The organism is Paenibacillus darwinianus (genome assembly GCF_000598065.1).
Classification (GTDB): Bacteria; Bacillota; Bacilli; order Paenibacillales; family Paenibacillaceae; genus Paenibacillus_I; species Paenibacillus_I darwinianus.
The window spans coordinates 19,806-43,095 of sequence record NZ_KK082153.1; the positions used below are offsets into that span (position 1 = coordinate 19,806).

Sequence of the window (23,290 nt, forward strand, 5' to 3'; positions counted from 1 at the left end):
AAAATGTTTAAAAGAGCCGTTCTCCCCCTTACGAATAAGGGAGAGAACGTCGATACGGCGATCGTTATTTCGCGGCCGCGTTCAGCTGATCGTTGGCCGATTGATAAGTATCGTTCATTCTCTTCTCCAAATCGGCCGCAACGTCTTCCACTTTCACCTTGCGCTCCGTAACATCCTTCATCGTCGGCCCGAATACGGTATCCAAGGCCGTTTGATAGCCGGGCAGCCATTTGAGCAGATCCGTGAAGCCGTCCGGAATCATTTTGACCATTTCTTTCATACCCTCCGGCATGTCTTCCCGGCCGAGATACAAATTCCATACTTCCTCGTCGTTCACGAGCGGAACACTGCCGAGCGGCCACTCGGGCTGCAATCTTTGCATCCAGCCTTCTTTGGAGAAAGTTAGCCACTTGATGAACTCGAATGCTTCTTCCTTATACTTTGAGCTGCTGGACATGCCGACATAGTCGGTTACCATCGGAATTTTTTGCCCGCCGTCCCCGGCAGGGACCGGTCTGATATCCCACTTGAATTTGGCATTCTGCGCGTTGCCGCCGATACTCCAGGTGCCGTCGTACTGCATGGCGACCTTGCCGAGCATCCACGGCCACTGGTCTTTGCCGAACCATTGCTGAATTTCTTCCGGCTTATAAATATCATAAGTAACCTTGTCCGAATACATCAGCTCGTCGACGAAATCGGTCGCTTGCTTGAATGCCGGGCTCGTAAAATTGAATTTCTCGCCATCCCATGTATTCCACTGCAGATTCGAGTCAATCTGGGCCGGCAGCGTTTCGCGAAGCGCGGCAACGTTCGACATGCCGAATTGCTGATCGTTGAACTTCGTCAGTTTGACGGCGGCATCGCGCATGTCCTCCATCGTCCAATTCATCGGCGGCACCGGCACGTTCTCCTTCTCGAAAAGATCCAGGTTCAGGTTAATGCCGAACAGGAACAGGGAATGCGGAAGCGCATACTGTTTGCCGTCGTAATTCGCCGTTGCGTCCAGGTTTTTGAATGTTTTGCCCTGGCCGTATTCGTCGTCGTTGTTCAGATACGGCGTCAAGTCTTCGAGCCAGCCGTTGGCCGCCGCGAACGGTACGCCGAAGGTCCACATGACGTCGGGAAGTTCGCCGGCTGCCGCAACTGCCGACAATTTTTCATTCCACGGCCAATCCACAGCGGTATCCTTCACAATTTTGATGTTGGGGTGAGTCGCCTCGAATGCTTTAATGTAACGGTCGCTTTCTTCCGGCGACATCCAGGTCGCCCATTTGAGCGTAACCGTCTCTTTCGGCGCGTCGGCCGCCGTGCCGCCTTCTTCTCCGGCTTCGTCCGCAGGAGCATCCGTATTGTCCGGCGAAGCGTTGCCCGTCTCATTGGCCGGAGCCTGGTTTCCCCCGCCGCCGTTGTTGCCGCCGCAGGCCGATAATACCAGCGCCAGGCACGTAATCAGTACTAACGACATGGCAAGTGCTTTTTTCATCTCGCATCTAACTCCTTCGAGTGTTTTTCGCTTACCGCTTATTGATCGAATCCGTTTCTTGCAACCCGCCCGTTTGTGACTCCGGTACTGCCGATTGGCTTCACATCACCTCCCGCAATGGTTTTCTTCCGGGCCTCAGGCACAGCTTGAACGGCGGCTTTGGTATAGAAACGTTTCGACAATCGACTCAAATGCTCCCTTTCCCATGATTGCAAAAACTTATTCGCAGGTTCAAGGCCCTCTGTTTCACACAGTCAAACAAACTTGGCATATGACTTGTTACACGGTATATGTATGCGGTTTCAAGACCGTGGAAACCCTTACATTTTTATTGAATAATACTTGTGCATTGTGTTTAGTTCAGCATGTCGTGATCTATCGCGAACGTTCAGAAATGACTCGAAACGTTTCACCCATTACTTGAAATTTAACACACCCTTTTGAACGAAATCAATATTATTTTTTCTATTCGAGACTTGGGAACTACACAGACATGGCAAGCGATTCGGATAACGACAGCACTTCCTCAGCGGCCACTTCCCTGCCGAGACGGTCCGACATGTAAATGCCTTCACTAATCAGCATCGTTTGCAACGCAACTTCAGCAGTCGGCAGCAGATCGACTTTGCCTTGCAGCGCCGCGATCCAATGATGCTGCGAAGAATCATACGCGTCGGTGTTGTCCCGGAGATTACGCCACCGGAAGTCCATCGCATTCAGATTGAAGCTGCTGTCCATTTCCAAGTCGCACATATTGGTGTGATAGCTGAGCGGCACAGGTTTGCCTGCGGCATATCCGGGCAGCCTGAGCCCTCCTTCGGAGCCGACAACGCTGCTGCCCTCGAAGTCATTTAAATGAATCGCCCACGATTCGATAATATCCAGCGTGATGCCGCCTTTGAACCGCACAAAACCGACGCCCAGCTCTTCCACGTTGAACTGTGAAATATTTTTCCGCCGCTTGTCGATTTCCATCTCCTGATACGTTTGGCCTGTGATCGTCAGCACTTCAGGCGCGTCAAGCAGGTACAGGATCTGCGAGATGTTATAGACGCCCATATCCAAGAGCGCGCCGCCTCCGGCCGTTTCCTTGCGCGTGAAATATTGCGTTCCATAGCCGTCAACGTAAGGGCGGCCCCGTCGGCGATATCCGGTGGAACGGGCATGGAACAGCCTGCCGAGCTTGCCCTCCTCGATGAGCACCTTGGCCGCTTTCGTTTCTTTAAAATACAGGAAACTCAGTTGAATGTGCAGCTTCTTTCCGTACTGCTTGGCGGCATCGAGCATCGCTTTGCCGTCGATGAAAGAGCCTGCGATCGGCTTCTCGCAATACACATGTTTGCCGGCTTTCAGCGCTTCGATGGTGACGGGAGCATGGAAGTTATTATGCAGGCACACGTCCACCGCATCGATGTCGTCCCGCTTCAGCATTTCCCGGAAGTCGGAATAGGTGTGTGCAATATTATACTTTTCAGCGACACTTCCGAGCTCGGATTCATTAACATCGGCAGCAGCTACAACCTCTGCGCCTTCAATGTCCTTATAAGAATCAAGGTGAACTTTGCCGATCATCCCTACGCCTATCATACCGATCCTGATCTTATCCATCGTCATCCCTTGTTGCTTTCCTGCTTCAGTTTCGTCAAAAGGCGGCGTATATTGGCAAGCTGCCACTCTACTTCGACGTATTCGTTGTTGCCGGAATGGTGCTCCACGCTGTAATGCCCGGTATAACCCGCATCCATCAGGTTCCCGATTTTTTCTTCATAGCTTGGGAGTACCCATGCCGCAAAATGGGTATGAAAAGCGTACTTGGCGCACAGCTTATCGCCGTTCTCCTTATCGGCATCCCAGTTTTCCAGATGAAGCAGAATACCGAATGCCGGGCTGTCTACCGCTTCTACCAGTTTTCTGATATTTTCGGGATCGCGCGAAGTGCCCCAGTGATTTTCCGGACCGACTTTATAACCGCCATCCTCTGCACGGCGTGCGTACTCCTTGTAAATTTTCACCGTATACTCAAATTGCTCCTCGGTCATACCGAGTTCTTGCCCGCCCATATCGATCCTTACCGTTTGCGCGCCTAATATTTCAGCGGCGCGCAGGTTCTGCAGGGCGTTCCGATAGTGCTTCTCTCTGAGCTCCGGATCCTCTTCCCACACGTGAGCGCCGTCTACGCACAGATTGGCGAGATGCAGCTCCTTTTCATCCATTGCGGATCTGATCTTGCGCAAATAATCATCCTCGTAGGATGCCAGCATAATGTTCCAAATATCTGCGCCGCTCACATGATAACGGTACTTCAAGCTTTCCAGATAGCCGAAAAGGTCGATCCTTCCCTCATTAAACATGCCGTGAAATGAATAGGATGCGATGGAAATATTCATTTTTCTCCTCCTTAATCAGGTTAAACGTTTCGATCAAACCACGAATCGCGAATACGAATTAATCCTCCACAAGTTCAAACATGGCTTCCAGCCCTTCGGCACTGCTCGGCCCCATCGTCACTTTGAACATGCCTGGCTCCAACGTGTGCCGCAGCTGCCTGCCTACAAAGCTGAGCTGCCGCGCCGAGACGGAGAATCTCACCTCCCTGCTCTCACCGGCTTCCAGGAGAAGCTTGCGAAAAGCCTTCAATTCCTTCTCCGGCCGCGTAATCGACGCCGCCATCCAAATAGCGCTTCATGCGGGGCCGTCCCGTGCGCTTGGCGTTATACGAGATCGGAACCTGACCGACCGTCCGCGGAAAGGTAAAGCCCCCGAAGCCTATTCGAAACGTTTCACTAAACAGCTAGAAAATTTCGTGCAGCTTATACCGCATACAAGGACTGCTTCTGAATCTATTCACTGTATAAGATACCATCCCGTTTGTTTTTTTGTAAACCCTTTCTTTTTGTGGCGCACCCAGGACCGCCCGACTGCGCCATTTCCTCCGGCGTCTTCAATGCAATGGAGACGGACATGTTTCATCGGCAGCGTACCTCCGTTCGTGCATTTCCTTTTACCGGTAAATGGCTGTTCCCTATATTCCCTAAATCCGGTTAAAGTCATGTATCTGGACGATCCTTTCCTTCCTCGTTCCGCAAACAGCACAGGTTATGATTTCGCCATGCGTGCCACACCAAAAAGGGGCGTCCCCGCAAGGCAATGTCATTAAGTTAACCTGAAAGACTAAACTGGAATTAAAAATGAAATCCGAAACGGCATGGGAAAAAGCCCTGTGCCGTTTGTTTTTTGTGCAAGCAAGGAAAAAAGGGTACAGCAAACAAACGGATGGAATATCCGCTAAAAAAAGGGTCACGAATTATGCTACTCTGTAGACGAAGCTAACAGCTGATTTATAGCGGATTTTGCGCGTATTCTCCTGCCCTGGGCGGATGGGTCGAATCGGCAAAATGTTTTTGCGAATCAGCGCTTCAACATCGGGCGGGGGTTCATCACCACGTGAACGCAGGAAGTGTCTACAAACGTGAACGGCAACCGTGAAGTTGACTTGGTAGAGGTGCCGTTTAGCCATTTTGGAAATGACTACGTGCGAGGTAATCATTTCAGTGAAATTGTACATGATCATTCTTGCGAAAATCTCTTGGATGATGGACTCTTGTTTCTTTGCGTGAAAACTCGTCAACCCGACGGTGTATTTCAATGCTCTGAAAGAGGTTTCAATGCCCCATCGCATGTTATAAATGGACTTGAGTTCATCGGGTGGGAAATCAACGGCGGAAAGATTGGTAATGACGGTTTCATAAGCGCCACTCGGCAGGACGAAACGAACAACCCGAAAGGAAATCGGGTAATACAAGTTTTCATGCAAATCTAAAAAATCAAATGTTGATTTGGAAGGGATGAACTTGTACATCCCGGGATGGGCCTTGACCGCTTTGGTTTATTTTTTGGTGAGTGTCAGATGAACGTCCATATCAAACTCTCCGCTAGAGGGCAAACGCAAGCCCGAAAGAATACCACTGGAATCCACATCCTTTACCCGTATGACGTAGTTCCACCCTTTGCGCTCAATATGCGCGAAATTGTTGTAACTTTCATAACCTCTATCGGAAACAACAATGGTTTTGCCTTTGATGGGGGAACGATCAACCATATCTGCCAGTACCCTTCCCTCATTGCACAACCTTCGTGGCTGAATAATGGCATCAACGTAAAGTCTGTTACACAAGTCATAGGCTGCGTTCAAATGCAGAAGGTTATAGCCTTTCGTGTTTGGTTGACTTAGAAAATGAGTATCCGTGTCCGCAGGATCAGTTGCGATATGCAAATCCGAACCATCAATGGCAAGTAATCGATACCCTCGGTAATACTTGATATCCGCAAACGATTGCGTAAATTCGTGGAACACGAATTCCACAGCAGACGGCAGGATTTTATTCCTCTGCTGAACAAAAGCAGAAGTGGTTGCGGTGTTTACGTCATAACCCTGCGATTCCAAGAGTTCCTTATAGATAGAGGCTGTTACCGCCCATTGAGATCAGGAGTTGCATAACCGTTTCAAAGGGCAGCTTTTTCTTTCGGGTAAAATCTTTTTCAGGGTATTTGACATAAGGTGCTGGTGCGGCTGACATTTCTCGTATGAGAGATGTCAGCGTTTCTTTTAGCGNGGGTAAAATCTTTTTCAGGGTATTTGACATAAGGTGCTGGTGCGGCTGACATTTCTCGTATGAGAGATGTCAGCGTTTCTTTTAGCGAATTCGCGTACTCATTCATTGACGTAACCTCCCACTATAAAGTAATGTTTTCTCCTGTTTTCTCACTCATTCTCAAGATTTCAACTTTGACAACATAAGAGGTGCTGGTGGAGAATGTAGTCTGCACCACGATTATCTGTAAGAGCGTAGGCGGGAACAGAGCTTAGGATCATTTTGTTCCAAAACTGTCGATAATGAATTATGATCGCACAGTGGATCTCCACATTCACCCTTGGGGTTTACCCTCCCATGTCACGCTGGGTCTATGCCCTTACATTCCTTCGTTCTACCTCTCAAGGGGTGGATGCCGATTCTTGCTCCTTGTTTTTCAAGGGGCTTCGCCACACACTTCCAACTGCTTGTCAAGTTCTATTTCTATTTTTTGCACAAAAAAAAGAGCGGGCTATCTATTCGATAACCTGCTCTTTTTCTTGATTTTTGGCCTTGCGCCTTATCTTAATGACATTGACCCGCAAGGACGCCCCTTCTTGTGATTAAGATCGCAGTACGTTCTGGAAATATGCCCTGCCCCCGGACACGCTTACTCCGAAATATCCGCTGCCGAAGCGCGTATCGTTTACGTCGATGACCGGCGACGCGCCGCCGTCGAAGTAAACCTTGATATTGGTGCCGCTTGTCACGACTCTGACGCGATAGGTTTTACCTGCCTGGACAAGCGTAGGCGAGGTCGCCAATACCTGACTGCTGCTGAAGCTGCCGTTCACTTTGTAGAACAGGCGCACGCCCCGCTGGACCGGATCCGCTTGGAGATAATAGCCGTCGGAGCCGTCGGAGTCGGACCGGAAGATGAGCGAGCCGCTGCCGCCGGTTTCATCCGGCTTGATGTCCGCTTCATAAGTGAAATTCGTGCCGGTCGCCGTGGACATGTATGCGCTGTCCCTGTCGAACGTTCCCGCGATGCCGTCGCCTGTGGCGACCCATAGCGCCGCGGGATATGACGCCCAACCGGTCAGGTTCGTGTTCAGCGAAGCGCCGACGTTGACGACGGTGGTGCCGACAATCGAGCCGTCTTGTGTGGTCGCTGTGATGACTGTACGCCCTTGAGCGACTCCCGTCACGATCGCGCTGCGGGAATCGACCGCCGAAACCGTCGCCACCGACGCATTGCCGGAGCTCCAGGTCACGTTTTTGTTCGCGGCCGTCCGCGGCAACACCGTCATATAGAGCCGTTGGGTCGATCCGGCGCCGAGCTCGATTTTGCCGCGGTCCATGACCACACGCTCCGGCGTTGCGCCGCCCGTCGGTTCATAGCGCCACGTGTTCGCTAACGGATACACTTTGAGCGAGACAACGGTCACATTGCCGCCCGTGGCGTAGAAAGACATGCCGTCGCGGGTGAGGTCCGGCAGGATGATGTTCGAAAAAACAGCTTTGCCGTCGTTGCCAAACACCTCAACGGACGACTCATCCACGTAGATTCTCATCTTGACGCGGTTGTTTACGGGAGACAGAACCGCTTCGCGTTGCGCGGTGAAATAAGCCGTGAAATCGTCCCGTCCGGCATTGCCGCGGTTGACGAACATTTTGGAGTTGACGGCGTTGTAGCCGACAACCGTCTTCTGATCTCCCAATTCGCGGAGCCGGAATCCGAATTCGGAGGCCGCGCCCGAGGCCGGCAACTCCACCTCCGCTTCGATCTCATAAGCGTTGCCCGACAGGCCTGCAAGCAGGTTGGAGCTGTCAGGCGCCACCGTGACATTGCTCCACGAGCTTGCACTCCCGCGCAGCGCATTCAGCTCGGCGATCGGCGTTTGAACCAGGCGCATCCCTTCGCCCGCAAAGTTCTTCAGCGTAAGCACCCGGGGAATAGACATTTGGTGCTTCCAGGGCCATGTCGGAAAGCTGAACGGATAATCCCAATTGCTCATCCAGCCAAGTTGAATTCGCCGCCCGTCTGCGGCGGGAATGTCCGAGAAGGTCATGGCTGCGTACATGTCTTTGCCGTATTCGCCGCGGAGCACGGTGCTCGCCGGATTGTCGCTTGTAAACGCGGTGCCGTCGAACGTTCCGACGAAATACTCCGAAGAGGAGCCGTCCGTCTGTGCGGACGGTCCGGTGCTGATGACGAGCACCCATTTCTTGTTCGAGGGATTCCCGTCTACGGCCAGCTGGAAAAAGTCAGGGGTTTCCCATGTCCCGCCGTGAAGATAGGGACCGTATCCGAAGGAGCTGGCATACGTCCAATTGAGCAAATCTGCAGAAGTGAAGAACCGGACGTGATCCCCGCCCGAGACAACCATCACCCACTGGGAGCGATCGCCGTCCCATACGACTTTGGGATCTCGGAAGTCCCAATTGCCGTTGGCGCCGCCGGGATTCTGAATGATCGGATTGCCGCCGTAAAATTCCCATGTCCGGCCCTTGTCTCTGCTGTACGCGACGCCGATCTTCTGATTGCCGCCCGGTTTGTCCGGATGGAACATCGTATAGTAGGCAATGAGCCCCGATCCTCCGCTGAACAAACCGGAGACGTTATTCGCGTCGACAACCGCCGATCCCGACCAGGCATGGCCCGAGTCCGTCCATGGAAGCGCGATCGGCAGGCGCTTCCAGTTAACGAGGTCGGTGCTGACCGCATGCGTCCAATTGCCCCCGTCCTGCGTGAACAGATGATATTCACCCTCATAGTACACGAGACCGTTCGGATCGCTGATCCATTGCTGCGCCATAGTATAGTGATATTGAGGACGGTTCAGTCCGGTATAATACTCGCTAAGCGGGAATACATAGACGTTCTGGAAATAAGCAGTTCCGTTGTAGGCGCTCAGTCCCAGTCTGCCTGAGGAATAGCTCGCATCCGTCACGGTGATTGCCGGTGTCGCGTAACCGTCCACATACACCTTGATGCCGGAGCCGTTCGCGATCACTTCGATATGGTACGTCTTCCCCGCGTCGATCGTCATGTTCGCGGTAGCGATCGTGGCTCCTCCATTGGCATTGAACAACCGGACCCGGTCGAGATTCGGATCGATGTTCAGCACATAGCCGGCGGAACCGGTCGAGTCGGCACGGAACACAAGCGCGGCAGTGCCCAGCGGCGAGCCGGCGTCCACTTTCAAATCGCCTTCGAGCACGAAGTCGGTTGCCGTGGTGGCAGCGATACGGAACGTGTCCGCGGCTCCCGAGCTGACCGCCTTGACCCCGTTCAAATGCGGAGTCCACGCGCTGCCGGACGTCGTCCAGCCGTTCAGGTTCGTAAGCATATCGCTGATCATGATATTCTGGAACGTTACGCTGCCGTTATAAACGCCCAGCCCGGCAAATCCGCTTGCGTACGAGCTGTCGGTAACGGTGATAACCGGATCGTAACCGTTCGCGGGAACAAAGCTCGTTTGCAAGTAAACCTTGATCGTCGAACCTTCGGCCTTGATCTTCACATGATACACTTTGCCGGTGTCGATCGTCGCGGTGTACGTCGCCAGGGTGACGTCCCCGTTCGTTTTGTACAGCCGGAGCCGGTCCAGGTTCGGATCAACCTGCAGCGCATACGCCTGCGAGCCGCCGGCGCTCGAACGGAACAGCAGCGTGCCGACCGCATAAGGGTCTTGCACGATCATATCCGCTTCATACGTGAAGTTGTCCGCGCTCGTCCCGGAAATCGCATAAGCGTTCTGACCCCCGGCAGCGGTCGCCTTCCAGCCCTGCGAAGTCGTCGTCCACGTTCCCGACGCCGGATTCCAGCCGGTCACATTCGTTTTGGTCTCATAAACGTACACATTCTGGAAATAAGCGGTGCCGTTGTAGACGTTGAAGCCGATGTTCCCTTTCGTGTATTTGGTATCGCTGACCGAAATGGCCAGGGTACTTCCCAAATAAATCTTGGTGACGGACCCGTCCGACACGACTTTCAAACGATAGAACGCACCCGTGTTAATCGTCGTGCTGTAAGGCGACCCGACATCCGAGCCCGTGGCGAAATCGAACAAACGAACGCGGTCCAGATTCGGATCGATGTGGACCACATATCCGTTGGAACCGTCCTCGCCCGCGCGAAACACGAGCGCCCCTACGCCGAACGGCGTGGAAGCGTCCACCTTGACATCGGCCTCGTACACGAAATTCGTCCCGACCGTCGCTGTCGACATATTGAACGCGTTGGCGCCTCCTGCGCTGACGCCTTTCAGACCGTCTCCCGCAACCGTCGTCCATGTGCCGGAAACCGGCAGGTAACCCGGCATGTTGGTATTCCAGTCCGCAGCAAAGACGGTATTGGCACCGAAGAACACGACGCTGGACCATACTAATGCGAAAATCAATCCCGCCTTGAGCGAAATCATGCGATTACGTTTCATGGGCATGCATCTCCTTGTCTTAATGGGGGTTGACGAACAAACGCCTCTACGGCGTGGCTTCCAGTAAATCTCAACAATTCCATAAAAGATGAAACCGCTTTCATTTATGGTCATTTTGAGAGCTTTGCTGGCAGCAAAGCTCATCGGCGCCGTTCAGTTCCTACGTTTCCGGCCAAATCGATTTCATTTCCCAGGCGTCGAGACATCCCAGCACTCCTGCGCCCTGTCGCGCGAACAGACGAACCGCGGTACTGGACGGATCAGGATAAATCCGGTTCGTGACGGTGATGCGCCCGTCGTTGGCAAACAGCTCCACGGACGAACGGTCAATAAACAAATGGAGCTTGATACGGCCGTCTTCCATTGGCGACAGAGGAGCTTCGCTGATTCCTCCGTCTCCGCTGCCCGACCTGCCGCGGTCCATCAACAGCTTGCGGTCCGCCTTCCGATAGACGATTTCCGTAAATTCCGAGCCGTCTTCCGAACAACGGATACGCAGTCCGAATTCCGCTTCATCGGATGCCGCCGTATCGAATACCGCGATAATCTCCAATGCGTCGCCGCGAATTTGCGGCAGCGGGATGAACGTATCCGCGCCAATTTCAAGCCCGCCAATCGCCGTATGACTGCCGCGCAAAGCCTCAAGCTCCGGCACGGGCAACATCCTTACGGTTCCGTCTGCGGCCAAGGTCAATTCGCGCGGAACCGTCAGGGCGCCCATCCACCCTTCCGCGTGCTCCGGCATCCGGGCCCCCCAGATGTTCATCCACCCGAACAGAATTGTTCTGCCACGGCTGTCAAGCATCGTCTGCGGGGCATAGAAATCGAAGCCGTAGTCGAGCCGGGCATGATGACGCCGATGAAACCTGCCGCTCCCGTAGTCGAAATCTCCCGTCATATAGAGCGTTTTGGTCGCGCCCATGTTCATCGGGGATACGATGAGAACGTGCCGGCCATGATCGCCCAACGGGAACAAATCCGGACATTCCCACATATTGCCCATCGTCCCGTCGCTTTCCGCCGCCACTCCGACATAGCGCCATTTCCGCAAGTCATCCGAAGCGTAAAGCAGCGCTTTGCCAAGCCCGTCTTTGCCGTACCCGACGACCATATACCAGACATCTTCATACTTCCATACCTTCGGATCCCGAAATCCGAAGCCTCCTTCCTCTGGAGGTCCCGGAATGATCGGCCCCGCCGGATGCTTCATAAAATGAACGCCGTCGGCGCTTGTCGCCAGACACTGCACCTCCACCGGATTCCTGCCGTCAACATGCCCGGTATAAACGAGCGACAGCACTCCGTTGTCATCAACCGCGCTGCCCGACCAGCAACCGCCCGCACTTCCGCTTCCGTCCAGTTCATAAGGCTCGGAAGGAGCGAGAGCCACCGGCAGGTGTTCCCAATGGACCAAGTCCGCGCTTTTGGCATGGCCCCAGTGCATCGGCCCCTGCTTCGGTTCAAACGGGTAGTGCTGATAGAACACATGGTACTCGCCTTTGAATTGGATCAAGCCGTTGGGATCATTCATCCAACCGGCCGGAGGCATCAAATGGTAATGCAGCCGAAAACGGTTGTCCTTGATTGCCGTTGCCGGGTCAGCCAGTGCCTTGTTCGCACGATCGATTTGTTCCTGGTGTGTCATTGTGCATAGGCCTCCATATGGATGTCATCTTGTGAATACGCAAACCGGTAAAGACCGCACTGCCTCCCGAAGCGAACAGCTCCAAACCGGCGCTTCCGGGATCCGGATAGATCAAGGAGGTGAAAACCTGCAGGCCGTCGTCGAAGAAGAGCTCGATGCTTGAGGCATCAACGAAGGCATGCAGTGTCAATCGGTTCGCCGACCGGTATCTCGGCGCGTTGAACCGCTTCGCGAAACGGGCCGGATTGCCCGAACGGTTCCGAATATCCGAGAAGCCGGAGCGCGTACGGTCCAGGAACAGTTCATGCGTTCGAGCGCAATAGCCTGCAACGGTCGCTTCCGAATCTGAGGTTCTGAACCGAAAGCCGAACTCGTCGATTTCCTCCCACTCTACAGTCGCCTCCAACTCATAAGAGGAGCCGGTGAAATCCAACCGGATCACACCATCCTCAACCCGAAGCTCCCGCAGTTGTGAAGATTCCCCGCGCAGCCGCTTCAATTCGGCGATCGGCTGCTGCGCCAGCCTGACCGCCTCTCCCTCCGTCCGGAGAGAAAGGGCTCTGGGGATCGACATGGCCCCCTTCCAGGGATCGGTCGGCGCGTCGAACGGATACATCCAGTTGGACATCCAGCCAAGCCAGATCCTTCTGCCGTCCTCCTCCGGAATGTCCGAATAAGATACCGCCGCGTAGAAATCCCGACCGAAATCCGTCCAGCGCACTTCGTTGCCGGGCAAATCGTTAACGAATTGCCGGCCGTCGAAACGACCGATAAAACACTGCGCCGTCGAGCCGTCCGTCTCCTCATTGTCGCCGATGCTCACATGCAGAACCCATTTCACGTCATGATCATTCCCATCTACCGCAAGCGGAAACAAATCCGGGCATTCCCATACGGCGGCATGCGAACCCTGGCCTTCTCCGAATTCGCTTTCGAACGTCCAGTCGATCAAATTGGGCGAGCTGTAGAAACGGACCCTTTTATCTGCGGAAACAACCATCACCCATCTGCCGGTTTCCGGGTGCCAGAGCACCTTGGGATCGCGAAAATCCTTTAACCCCGGATTCGGGATGACCGGGTTTCCTGCGAACTTGGCCCAGGTGCGCCCCTTGTCGCTGCTGTATGCGAGGCTCTGGGATTGAAGTCCGTCCTTGAAGTGCGTGAAGACGGCTGCCAATCCCGGTTTGCCGTTAAAAAGACCGCTCGTATCCCGCCAATCCACCACCGCGCTCCCCGACCAGGCATCCCCAAGCTCGTCGCCGGCCAGAGCCAGCGGAAGATGCTCCCAATAGAGCAGATCGCGGCTCACCGCGTGTCCCCACCTGCCCGTGTACTGGTAGCATTGATGATACTCGCCCTCGAAGCACACCATGCCGTTCGGGTCGCTCATCGCTCCCGAAGGAGCCGACAAATGATACTGAAGCCGATACGGTTCCTGATAAGCCGTCGCAACCATCCTCATTCTCCCCTGACCGGTTCGCCTCCCATGCTGAACAGAAAGGTCCTTCACGACAACGGGATCGCTCCGGACCTCTCCCCATTCGAGCTGTATGAACGGCGAATCGTTATGGTTATTGCGTTAAAGTGATCTTAATGCCTTCTTCAAGCAGATTCTTGGCGTTCGTTGCAAACGTGCCTACAGGCGTGCCGTCCTTGATGCCTGTCATGGCAGCCCCGTTCGCATCCCAGTACTTCTCGACGCCGATCGGCGTGAACAGGATATTGCCCGCCAGCTTGTTCATCAGATCAACCTTCTCTTGGCCGAAGTTTTTGACATTGTTCCCGGCAGCGGCCTTCACCTCATTCTCGGATACCATCTTGATGAACGCGGCAGCACCCTCCGGATTTTTCGAGGCCGTCGGAATCGCCCATCCGGACAATCCGCCCGGACCTGCGTCCGGTGTGCCTTTCGGGCCGGTCGGTACCGGTACGAAATCAATCTCATAGTCGCTCTTGAATACATTGAAGCCTGCCATACCGTATTCCGCGGTCATGGCGAGCTTGCCGTTCTTGAATTCGCCGATGAAGTAGTCGCCTTCTTTCTCCGCATCGATGAACTTGTCTTTCAGAAGCGCGTCCTGCGCAAACTGCATCGCTTCCTTCACGTTCTCGGATTCGTAATTGGTCGTGATGGTGCCGTCGTCGTTAAAGGACATAATCGTTTTGCCGTTCGAAGCGACGTACAGCGGATAGCCGGCGTCCCACCAGCCGAAGCCGAACTGGTCGTTCTTGCCGTCGCCGTCCGTATCCATGGTGAGCGCTTTCGCGACCTCCCGGAACGAATCCCACGTCCAGTTTCCTTCCGCATAGTACTCGGATGGCGTCTTCACGCCATTGTTCGCAAACAACGTTTTATTGTAATAAATGACGATCGGAGCGGCCGAAGTGCCGGCCGCATACGGTTTGCCGCCGAACGTGAACGTGTCCGTCACCGCGCTGTTCCAGAACGAGTCGGACAGGTCGATGTATTGATCGATCGGCTGCACGATTTTCTTGAGCGGATACACCGGGAAGTTCTGGTCGTTTGCCTGCGCAACGTCAACTTGATCGCCGGCATTGACCATGGAGATCAGCGTAGGCTTCTGATCGCCCCAAGGAACGGCGATAACGGTAACCTTGCCGCCATACGTCTGTTCGAACTGCGGAATCGTTTCGTATACCGCATCATACGCGTCCGGATTAGCGGCCTTATTTTCTTCATACTGCTCTTTTGACGTGTGATACAGAATCGTGATGTTGCCGTCGGCGAGCTTCGTCCCGTCCGTCGATGCCGTGTCAGCCGCTTTGTCATCCTCCGCCGGAGCGTTATTGCCCGCGGCATTCGTTCCCGCTCCGGCGTTGCTGCCGTTGTTTCCGCCATTACCGCCGCAGCCCGCAAGCAATGCCATGAGCATGAATGCGGCCAGTGCAATCGCAAATACGGATCGTTTGTTGTTTTTCATTGTCTCTTGTTCCTCCTCATTGTAGATGGATAACTCCCTGAATGACTCATTGAACGACTCCCTCTGCCTTTAAACCATGATTCCAACCTGCCGCTCATCACCCGGCCGGCACCGCCTCCCTTCATATTGAAAAAAATCAATCGTACTGCGCTGCAAGCCTACTTGATACCCACATTCTCCACACTATCCGTGAAGTAGCGCTGCGTAACCAGATACAGAATCACGAGAGGCAATATCGACAGAAGCGCACCTGCCTGAATTCGGGTGACGATAACCAACGGATCGCTGATCGTTTGGACATTGACGACCGATTCCAGATCGACCCGGAGGGAGGACAGCGCAATGGCGAAGTTCTTCTTGAGATTGCCGAGCAGCAGATTCGACATGTAGTATTCATTCCAATGCCAGACGAACGAGAAGAGAAACACGGTAATAATCGCGTTCCTGGCGTTCGGCAGCATAATGAAGAAGAATGTCTTGAAAGGTCCATAGCCGTCCACATAGGCCGCATCCTCCAGCTCTTTGGGCATGCCCGAAAAAAACTGGCGGAAGATGAAAATGTAGAGGCCCGAGCGCAGCCCCATCGCGAACAGCGACGGCAAGTAGAAAGCCGAGTAATTCCCGACCAGGCTGATGGAATCCGGCCCACCGGCTATGGCGGACAAAATACCCATTAAGCCAAAGGCATCGAAATACTTCATTTCCGCATACAAAGGAAGAATAATCGTTTGCACCGGCACCATCAGCGTCAGAATGACGAGGGTGAACAAGACCTTCGCGAACGGAAAGCGAAACCTTGCAAAGCCATAGGCGACGAAGGCAGAAGAAAACACATCAAGCAGCCCGCTGCCGATCCCGATGTACATGCTGTTGGCGAAGGCGTCCCAGAAATCCATCACCCGGAGGGTGTCGGTAAAGTTCGATAAAGTGAAGCTTTTCGGAATCCAGATGACGCTCGGATCCATCGCTTCCTCCGGACGCCTGAGCGCCATGCTCAGCATATAGAGCAGCGGATATAGCAGCTGATAGGCCAAGACGGCCAGCACAGCGGCGCGGATGAAGGAAACGGCCGCCTTGCGTGTGCGTTTGTTCCATTTATTCGCGATCATCGCTTTCAAGTGGTTCACCGCTTTCGTTTAATCCTGGAGATTGACGATTCGTTTCTTGATCAGCGCGTAAAGAGCGCCGAGGAATAACGCGATGCCCAGAAGATACAGCCAAGCCAGCGCGCTGCTGTACCCGAACCGGACTTGCGAGAATGCCGTGTTGTAAATCATGAGAATGACTCCGTTGCCGTAATCGGTGAACGTATCGATGATCGTGTAGACGACATTGAGCAGCATGATCGGCGTAAGCATGGGCAGCGTAATTTTCCAGAATTGCTCCCATGCTCTTGCGCCTTCCACGGCGGAGGCTTCATACAAATCGCCTGATATCGCATGCAGGCCTGCCAGGAACAGAAGCACCTGTACCCCGGAGCGCCATGTGAGGTCGAAAATGCGAGCAATGACATTGTTGAACACTTCAATTAATTGCGGACCGATTCCAAGCTCCGTCAGTATGCCGTTAATACCTGCGCCGCTGAACAAATACACGCTCTCTGCTCCGCCCCGCAATCCCTGTGAGAAAACATCCTCCTTGAGGATTTGCATCAATACGCCCGAAGCGATAATGACCGGCAGGAAGGAAATCGCTCGCATGAGCCCTCTGCCTCTGAATTTATTCTTCAGGAGCACCGCCACAAACAGGCTGTATATCAGGATGAGGGGAACGCTATAGAACATGTTCACGAAGGAATTGACGGCTTCCCTTATAAATTGCGGGTCCCGGAAAATGGCATATCGGAAATTTTCCCATCCTGCGAAGCTTCCCTTGAGCCCGTCAGGCGTCAGCTCCATATTATAGAACGAGTATTTAAAAGACGTGATCAAGGGACCCGCGAAAAAGAGAATGAACCCGATCACCCACGGCAGCACGAACAGGAATCCGTACCATTGTTTTTTCTTCGTGTACGGCAGCGAACGAAGTCTGCTGATCATTGTTTTTCACTCCTTACCGGACACGATAGCCGTATGGTTCGATTCGTTCGTTATCCACCGTCACCGTCTCATCCGTGTAATTGACCACCGCGGATTTCCCGCCCGAGAAGGTCGTCCGGTAGACGCCTTCCGCCAGCTTCTCGTGATCGGTAATGGCCTTGCCCAGGATGGGCGCCAGTGCTTCATTCAATTCCTTGTACTGAGCCGCCACATCGTTAAACCAACGATTGAAATCGCCGCTGTACAAGCCGTCGAAGTCGGTCCCGATCAGCAGGCTGCCGTCTCGCGCGATAAAACGGTAAACCGGCAAGGTTCCTGCCTCGATCAGCTTCAGCATATACGCTCTGGTGTTGCCCATCAGATTGATCGGCTCGCCGTATGCCGGGATCAGTCCGCTGACGGCTATGCTGTAGAACGGAACCGCTTCGTCCTGTATATCGAACCGGCTCGAGTACAGCGGCACACCGGTCAGGTTCTCGGCGCTGGGGAACGTGTAGGCGTTAGGCCGATCGAACGATAAGCCTGCGATGCGGGAGGCAGCCGTCTCCAGGCTCTGCTCCCACAGCTGTCCGGTCTCGTTTTTTGCCAGCGTATTGCGGCGAAAATCGGAGTACACCATGGAACCGATGTTCTGCAGGGCGACACGTTCCAGACCTTTCTTCCCGGCGGAAGCGGAGAACCGTTCCAGCGCTTTCTTGACGGACTCCGGCTTGAGCAAATACCAGGGCTTCACCGTTGTATCCCTGGTTCCGTTACTGATCAGAAACTCGTACTGCAGAGATGGAGCGCGGCTGATATTTTTGGCGGCATCGAAAAACTTGTTGAAGCCGTTTCCGTTCTTATAGAGACTGACAGGATCGACGACAGGATAGAAGGCTACTCCCTTGTCATCCATGGTCTGAAGCAGCTTGCGAAATGCCTTATCGCCGCCGAGATTGCTTTCCGCATTCAAGGAGGCCGGTATCTGGTCTTTCATACCGCCCTTCATCCAGCCTTGGTAACGGATGCCGAGATTCGTCATGCCGCCTTCGATCAGACGGCCGGCAACCGTTTCCAGATCTTTGAAGCTGGTCAATGCTTCAACGGTTCCATAGGGGATGCCAAGGAAGGTATCCCGCTTTCTCACCCCTCCCAGAAACTCCATCATGAGCGGGATGGGGCCGGAAGCCTTCGCTGCAGCGGGTCTCACGCCTTTCTCCTCCGTCAAATACGTCCGGTAGCGTTCCGCCATGCCCGCATAATCGGCCTTCTCGCCGTTCAGGAAATAATATCTCACCTCGTAAGGCTGATTTCCGGTTACGGATTGGGAAGCGCGAACGACCGACTTCTCATTCAAGCTTCCGGCCATCAAAATGTTCGTCTCGAATTCCGTCAGGTTGAGATAGCTTGAAACCGCGTTATACTGATTGCTCTTGCGGCTGCCTTCCGCGATGATTCCGGCTTGATAGGCGCCTTGATGAATGACCGCGAGAAAGGCTTGGTCATTCCGCTTAAGACCGTAGACCGGCAGGCGGACGGTCTCCGTAACCTTGCTCTGCTCCGGCATACCGATTGCCTGATCGCCGCCATAAACCCGTTCATTATAGTTGCGGTAGATGCTTTTGTTGTTGTTGAACCGGATCAGCGCCCCGCTTCCGTCCGGGACGAACAAATAGCCGTCGTCCTGCAGGCTGCCGGCTCCGAAGAACGGCATCAGATAAATATTGACGAGCCGGTATTTATCACGCTGCTCGATGCGGTCCGCTGCGATCGTCGCGCTGAACGCATCGCCCTTGATGCTGTACCTGACGGGAATCGCAAAGCCCGCCTTCGGAAAATCAAACAGCACCTCGACGCCGCCTTCGATCTTCTTCCAGGCAAAAGCTTTCTCTTGAATACTGCCGATGTAATTGTTCAGCTGAAACGGCTTGCCCAGCGGATCCACATAATCCAGCAGCAGCTGGGCGTTAAGATCCTGCTTCTTGATCCCCTTCGCGATTTCATCGCTTTCCCTGTCGGCCGGATTGCTCGACCAGACCGCGCCCGACGACAGATCCGTCACGGTCACTTCCGCCGTCTGCGGATTAAAATCAAGCGTCAGCCGCCCGGTCGCGGCAGCACGCACACTCGGCCCCGCCGGGTCTGCCGCCGCGAGTTCCACGCTCGAATGCTCGGCCTTTCCCGTTTCAGGCTGCGCCAAACCGAATGCGGAGAAGGCGAGCGAAGCAACCGTCAATACCGCTATCCACCATCGTGCTCGCATTCCATGCCCCCCTTTCTCAGCTGCAGCCTAATAGCGGAACAGCAATTCGTTGTATATGCTATAAATGAACACGTAGGCCTGCTGGAACAACGTGTAGAACAGGACGCCCAGGAAGACGATGATCCCCATGGCGGCCAGCGTGAGTGCCAGAGACTGAAGATTCCGCACAAAACCGTAGTCATGTATCGTTTGCAGGCCGATCAGCATCAGCATGCCGCTCCACAGAGTCGCGACCACGGTCAGGTATTGCAGAAACACGCCCTCCTCCGCCAGCAGCACATTGCTTAACCACGTGGATAAAATGACTGCCGTCACATATGGAACGATGGCATAGGCGCTGACAATGATGATTTGAACGGCTTTTCCCTCCCCGTCCATCCATGTGGCGACCGCCCAATTCCCGACAACCCACAGTGCGAACAAGAGCACGGTCTTGGCTCCGATCAGCCAGATATTCAGTTCGCTGAGATCGTTATCATTGAACGCATATCCGGTGTTCTGTCTCTTCAGAACGGCCGCGAAGAAGAAGACAAGCACGATCAGCCCCGCTTGCGCCAGAGAACCTTTTCCTTCTTCCTTGATCGCATAAAAACTGTTAAATGGGTGAAGCAGGCATTGGATCAGATTAATACCGCCCCGAAAAGGATTGTGAAGCGTCACGCACTTTCCTCCCTTCTTTGGTCACCCGAATGAACCGATACACTTTATATCCGTAATACAGGACGACCAGACTGATGATGAGCGTCATGACAAGCGGCAAGGCGGTTCGAACCGCATCGATCCGGATGAACGCATAGGAGTCGGAATATCCGGTCCGGTCGCTTCCCAACCTGTAGTAGCGCATCGCTTCATCATACTTCTCCTGCTTTTCCAGTGCTTTCGCCATCCCGATATAGGCAAGCTCGTTGTGGACGTTCCGTTTGGAAACGATTTCCCACTTCGCAGCCGCCTCCTCGTATAAACCCTGGTTGTACAGTACAGTCGCCTGCCGCACCAATTCGCCGTACTCCGTCCGGACAAAGCGGGTAATATTGCGCTTGCCTGCATCCAGCACAAGCACGGAATCGTTCCAGTAGGCTACGGCCGCCGGCTGCAGGAAGGTTCCCGCCTGGTTGCCCAGCGCCCCGAATACCGCAACCGGGTTGCCTTCCTGGTCGTACTCAAACACTCGTCCCCTCGTTCGATCCAATCCCGCGATAAAGCCGTCCCGATCAATCGCAACGTCGACGAACGACGTATCCTGCTTCACCGCCTTGACCAGCGGAATTTCCTTATCTCCGTAATCGTTCGCTCCGTTCCGGCCCGTCAGAACGTTATTGCCGAGCGGATTAAGCTTCTTGATTTCCTGTCTGGAGTTCTGCGAGACGATCGTCGTCGTATAGACGAAACCGTCCGGGCCGATATCCAGATTGGAGTATTCGATCGGCAGCAGCTTGACCATTCCCTCACGCTGCTCCTTGGAAAGCACGCTCTTCCAGAACGTTTCAAGTACGACCGTGGGCGTAACCTCCACTTTATTGCTTCCGAAGTAACCGAGAAACGAGCCGTCCCGATCGAATTGCATCAGTCCGAAGAACTGCCCCTCCGATAACACATACATTCTTCCGGCTGCATCCGCTGCGACCTTGGCCGGCTTGAATACGAAGTCTTTCGGGATCAGCGGATGCGCCGGTTTCTCGAGCACGAACTCCACCTGGCCCGCGACATTGACCCGAAGCACGCGCCCATTGCCTTTATCCGCGATGTACATCGTTCCATCTTCCGATTTGTACAACCCGGTCGGGCCTGATAAGGACGTTTCTTTGCCGTTCCAGGCCAGCTTGTCGATAATCCCGGTCGCCTGGAATCGGCCGTTCAGTTTGACGATCCGGTTATTGCCGGTGTCGGCCACATAAATGGCGGCATCCCGATCGACAAACAGGTCCTGCGGTTCGTTGAAATGCTCCGCCCCGGCCTCCAGTCCGGTGTAGGTTCTATCCGGGATGAAGCTGTTCGGCGATGCCTTCGATTCATTCCATTCGTTGTAAACATAGGCCTGATACGGCGCCTCCGCGTAGATCGTGGAGGAACCGGCCGAAAGCAGCGGAAGCAGAATAGCAGCGGCGATTATGCTCTTGATTTTCATGGCTCCTCCTGTTACTTGATGCCGGCGAAGGTCATCGTCTCCACTACTTTTCGCTGAAGCGCAATAAATACGACAATCGGCGGTATCATCAGAATGACCGATGCGGCCGCTCCGGCGCCCATTCGGGCAATCGGGTCTCCCGCCACGATCTGCTCCAGGGCCATGCGGAACACCTTCAACGATTCGCTGTAAACCAGTTCCTTGGGCGAGTAGTTCCACAGATTGATGAACTGGAAAATAACGACGGTAAGAATGGCCGGCAGCGTATTGGGCCATACGATCCGAAAAAAAGAGGTAAACTCGCTTGCCCCATCGATCCTCGCCGCCTCCAGAATGGCATCGGGAATCTGCTCGATAAACTGCTTCATCAAGAACAGACCCAGCGATGCCCCGATCCAGGGAAGCACCAGAGCGGCATAGGAATCCACAAGATTGAGCTTCGACAGCAGGACGAACTGCGGAATGAAGGTCACCTGCGGAACGAACATCAGAGCCATCACAATAATGGAGAAAATGATGTTCCTCCCCGGGAAACGGTGCTTGGCAAGCGGGTATGCCGCCATGGAAGCGAATACCACATGGAACAAGGTGCCGAGCACGGCCACAAGCGTCGTATTGAAAATATAGCGAAACAACGGCACCCACATATTCGATGCCAGCAGAAACAAATCGCTGTAGTTGGCGAGCGTTGGCCTGACCACGGTAAACCGCGGCGGAAATTGCAACAGCTCATCAATCGGCTTAAGCGATGTAATAACGGCAAAGATGAACGGCAGCGCGGAGAACAGACCGAGAAGGACAACAAAGCCGAATACCACGATATTGCCTGTCATCGAACGCCTCGAATGAATGCCGGCTTTCTTTTTTGTCAAGGAAATCACGCCGCTCCCTCCTTCCCGATTAGATGCCTACTTTATTCAGCAGCCTGGTCACGATCCGATTGGTCAGAACCATTAAGACGAACAGGACGACCGCCAGAGAAGAAGCGTAGCCCATCTCATAGCGAATACTGCCATAATCCATAATGTGGGTAACCATCGTTTCCCCCGCATACTCGGTGCTTGGGAATCCCGCCAGTTGAATGGATACGTCGGCAACGCTGAACGAGATGACGATCTGCATGACGGCCCCGAACACCAGCTGCGGAATCATCGACGGCAGCGTAATGTACCACAGCTCCTGAAAGCGGTTTTTGATCCCATCCATCACACCCGCTTCATACAAGCTTCCGTCGATGGTTTGCAAGCCGGCAACGAAGGCCAGAAAGCTGATTCCCATACTCATCCACAGTTGAACGATGATCAGAATGACCAGCAGCTGGTTCTGGTCGATCAGCCACGCAACCGGCTCCCGCAGAAAACCCCACTTCATCAGCGTCCCGTTCAGATAGCCAAAGGCATCGGGGCTGAATATCAGCCTCCACATGGGGTAGACGGAAACCCCGATGATGGTCGGGATATAGAAGAGAACGGTTGCGATGGACCGCAGCGTACGGGATAAATCATTGATGATCCAGGCGACAATAAAGCTGAGCGCGTAGCTGATCGGGCCGGTAATAAACGCGAACAGCATCGTATTCTTGAGCGCAATGATGAAAATATCGTCGTCCAGGAAAAGCCGAATGTAGTTATACCAGCCGATGAACCTCGGCGGTTCGATCAGATTGTAATAAGTAAAACCCATGACAACCGATAGAATGACGGGCAGAATGGTGAACAGGATAAAGAAGATCATGTATGGAGCCATTAACAGATAACTTTCACGATGCCTCTTGAATGCGGCGGCTGCCGTTCTCATC

General features: G+C 54.0%; 17 protein-coding genes. All 17 read right to left on the bottom strand.

All coding sequences use genetic code 11. The features are described 5' to 3' along the window. Window positions 1-64: 64 nt before the first annotated feature. Window positions 65-1,486 carry an ABC transporter substrate-binding protein gene (locus BG52_RS07140; RefSeq protein ID WP_036583821.1) on the bottom strand — a complete coding sequence of 474 codons (1,422 nt, stop codon included), beginning with the start codon at window positions 1,484-1,486 and terminating at the stop codon, window positions 65-67. A 483-nt stretch (window positions 1,487-1,969) separates the two neighbouring features. After that, window positions 1,970-3,094 (bottom strand): Gfo/Idh/MocA family protein, encoded by a 1,125-nt coding sequence (locus tag BG52_RS07145; RefSeq protein ID WP_036583847.1) that lies wholly within the window; start codon window positions 3,092-3,094, stop codon window positions 1,970-1,972. Between the two features lie 2 nt (window positions 3,095-3,096). After that, a complete protein-coding gene (locus BG52_RS07150) occupies window positions 3,097-3,873 on the bottom strand; it encodes a sugar phosphate isomerase/epimerase family protein (protein ID WP_036583819.1) in 777 nt (258 codons plus the stop codon). 58 nt (window positions 3,874-3,931) lie between these two features. Then, window positions 3,932-4,156: a fibronectin type III-like domain-contianing protein gene (locus BG52_RS07155; RefSeq protein WP_036583817.1), complete on the bottom strand. Its 225-nt coding sequence runs from the start codon at window positions 4,154-4,156 to the stop codon at window positions 3,932-3,934. Between the two features lie 634 nt (window positions 4,157-4,790). Continuing rightward, window positions 4,791-5,345, bottom strand: coding sequence for a transposase (locus BG52_RS16415; RefSeq protein ID WP_051603638.1), 555 nt, complete (start codon window positions 5,343-5,345; stop codon window positions 4,791-4,793). A 27-nt stretch (window positions 5,346-5,372) separates the two neighbouring features. Then, on the bottom strand, window positions 5,373-5,930 hold the full coding sequence (locus BG52_RS16420; protein WP_190294763.1) for a transposase: 558 nt from the start codon (window positions 5,928-5,930) through the stop codon (window positions 5,373-5,375). 750 nt (window positions 5,931-6,680) lie between these two features. Further along, window positions 6,681-10,499 (bottom strand): GH32 C-terminal domain-containing protein, encoded by a 3,819-nt coding sequence (locus BG52_RS14850; RefSeq protein WP_051587739.1) that lies wholly within the window; start codon window positions 10,497-10,499, stop codon window positions 6,681-6,683. Window positions 10,500-10,659: 160 nt separating this feature from the next. Beyond that, complete coding sequence (locus BG52_RS07175) at window positions 10,660-12,144, bottom strand: glycoside hydrolase family 32 protein (protein ID WP_036585468.1); 1,485 nt, start codon at window positions 12,142-12,144, stop codon at window positions 10,660-10,662. Further along, window positions 12,098-13,600, bottom strand: a complete 1,503-nt coding sequence (locus tag BG52_RS07180; RefSeq protein ID WP_051587740.1) for a glycoside hydrolase family 32 protein — start codon at window positions 13,598-13,600, stop codon at window positions 12,098-12,100. Before BG52_RS07180 ends, BG52_RS07175 begins: the two co-directional genes overlap by 47 nt. A gap of 115 nt (window positions 13,601-13,715) precedes the next feature. Further along, entirely contained in the window at window positions 13,716-15,086 is a 1,371-nt protein-coding gene (locus BG52_RS07185) for an ABC transporter substrate-binding protein (RefSeq protein ID WP_036585470.1), read from the bottom strand. Between the two features lie 158 nt (window positions 15,087-15,244). Beyond that, window positions 15,245-16,213 (bottom strand): carbohydrate ABC transporter permease, encoded by a 969-nt coding sequence (locus tag BG52_RS07190; protein ID WP_144340759.1) that lies wholly within the window; start codon window positions 16,211-16,213, stop codon window positions 15,245-15,247. A gap of 9 nt (window positions 16,214-16,222) precedes the next feature. Continuing rightward, complete coding sequence (locus tag BG52_RS07195; RefSeq protein ID WP_036585473.1) at window positions 16,223-17,125, bottom strand: carbohydrate ABC transporter permease; 903 nt, start codon at window positions 17,123-17,125, stop codon at window positions 16,223-16,225. A 13-nt stretch (window positions 17,126-17,138) separates the two neighbouring features. After that, window positions 17,139-19,367 carry a DUF5696 domain-containing protein gene (locus BG52_RS07200; RefSeq protein WP_036667033.1) on the bottom strand — a complete coding sequence of 743 codons (2,229 nt, stop codon included), beginning with the start codon at window positions 19,365-19,367 and terminating at the stop codon, window positions 17,139-17,141. Between the two features lie 27 nt (window positions 19,368-19,394). After that, window positions 19,395-20,027 carry a YIP1 family protein gene (locus BG52_RS07205; protein ID WP_051587743.1) on the bottom strand — a complete coding sequence of 211 codons (633 nt, stop codon included), beginning with the start codon at window positions 20,025-20,027 and terminating at the stop codon, window positions 19,395-19,397. Beyond that, on the bottom strand, window positions 19,993-21,492 hold the full coding sequence (locus tag BG52_RS07210) for an NHL repeat-containing protein (protein WP_051587744.1): 1,500 nt from the start codon (window positions 21,490-21,492) through the stop codon (window positions 19,993-19,995). Before BG52_RS07210 ends, BG52_RS07205 begins: the two co-directional genes overlap by 35 nt. An 11-nt stretch (window positions 21,493-21,503) precedes the next feature. Continuing rightward, window positions 21,504-22,373, bottom strand: a complete 870-nt coding sequence (locus BG52_RS07215) for a carbohydrate ABC transporter permease (protein ID WP_223298935.1) — start codon at window positions 22,371-22,373, stop codon at window positions 21,504-21,506. 19 nt (window positions 22,374-22,392) lie between these two features. Further along, on the bottom strand, window positions 22,393-23,289 hold the full coding sequence (locus BG52_RS07220) for a carbohydrate ABC transporter permease (RefSeq protein ID WP_223298936.1): 897 nt from the start codon (window positions 23,287-23,289) through the stop codon (window positions 22,393-22,395). Window position 23,290 lies beyond the last annotated feature (1 nt).

What these genes read in the sequence shown, in the direction of transcription:
- BG52_RS07140 (WP_036583821.1), bottom strand. Translation starts at nt 1,486, where the DNA reads ATGAAAAAAGCACTTGCCATGTCGTTAGTACTGATTACGTGCCTGGCG.
- BG52_RS07145 (WP_036583847.1), bottom strand. Translation starts at nt 3,094, where the DNA reads ATGGATAAGATCAGGATCGGTATGATAGGCGTAGGGATGATCGGCAAA.
- BG52_RS07150 (WP_036583819.1), bottom strand. Translation starts at nt 3,873, where the DNA reads ATGAATATTTCCATCGCATCCTATTCATTTCACGGCATGTTTAATGAG.
- BG52_RS07155 (WP_036583817.1), bottom strand. Translation starts at nt 4,156, where the DNA reads ATGGCGGCGTCGATTACGCGGCCGGAGAAGGAATTGAAGGCTTTTCGC.
- BG52_RS16415 (WP_051603638.1), bottom strand. Translation starts at nt 5,345, where the DNA reads ATGTACAAGTTCATCCCTTCCAAATCAACATTTGATTTTTTAGATTTG.
- BG52_RS14850 (WP_051587739.1), bottom strand. Translation starts at nt 10,499, where the DNA reads ATGAAACGTAATCGCATGATTTCGCTCAAGGCGGGATTGATTTTCGCA.
- BG52_RS07175 (WP_036585468.1), bottom strand. Translation starts at nt 12,144, where the DNA reads ATGACACACCAGGAACAAATCGATCGTGCGAACAAGGCACTGGCTGAC.
- BG52_RS07180 (WP_051587740.1), bottom strand. Translation starts at nt 13,600, where the DNA reads ATGGTTGCGACGGCTTATCAGGAACCGTATCGGCTTCAGTATCATTTG.
- BG52_RS07185 (WP_036585470.1), bottom strand. Translation starts at nt 15,086, where the DNA reads ATGAAAAACAACAAACGATCCGTATTTGCGATTGCACTGGCCGCATTC.
- BG52_RS07195 (WP_036585473.1), bottom strand. Translation starts at nt 17,125, where the DNA reads ATGATCAGCAGACTTCGTTCGCTGCCGTACACGAAGAAAAAACAATGG.
- BG52_RS07200 (WP_036667033.1), bottom strand. Translation starts at nt 19,367, where the DNA reads ATGCGAGCACGATGGTGGATAGCGGTATTGACGGTTGCTTCGCTCGCC.
- BG52_RS07210 (WP_051587744.1), bottom strand. Translation starts at nt 21,492, where the DNA reads ATGAAAATCAAGAGCATAATCGCCGCTGCTATTCTGCTTCCGCTGCTT.
- BG52_RS07220 (WP_223298936.1), bottom strand. Translation starts at nt 23,289, where the DNA reads ATGAGAACGGCAGCCGCCGCATTCAAGAGGCATCGTGAAAGTTATCTG.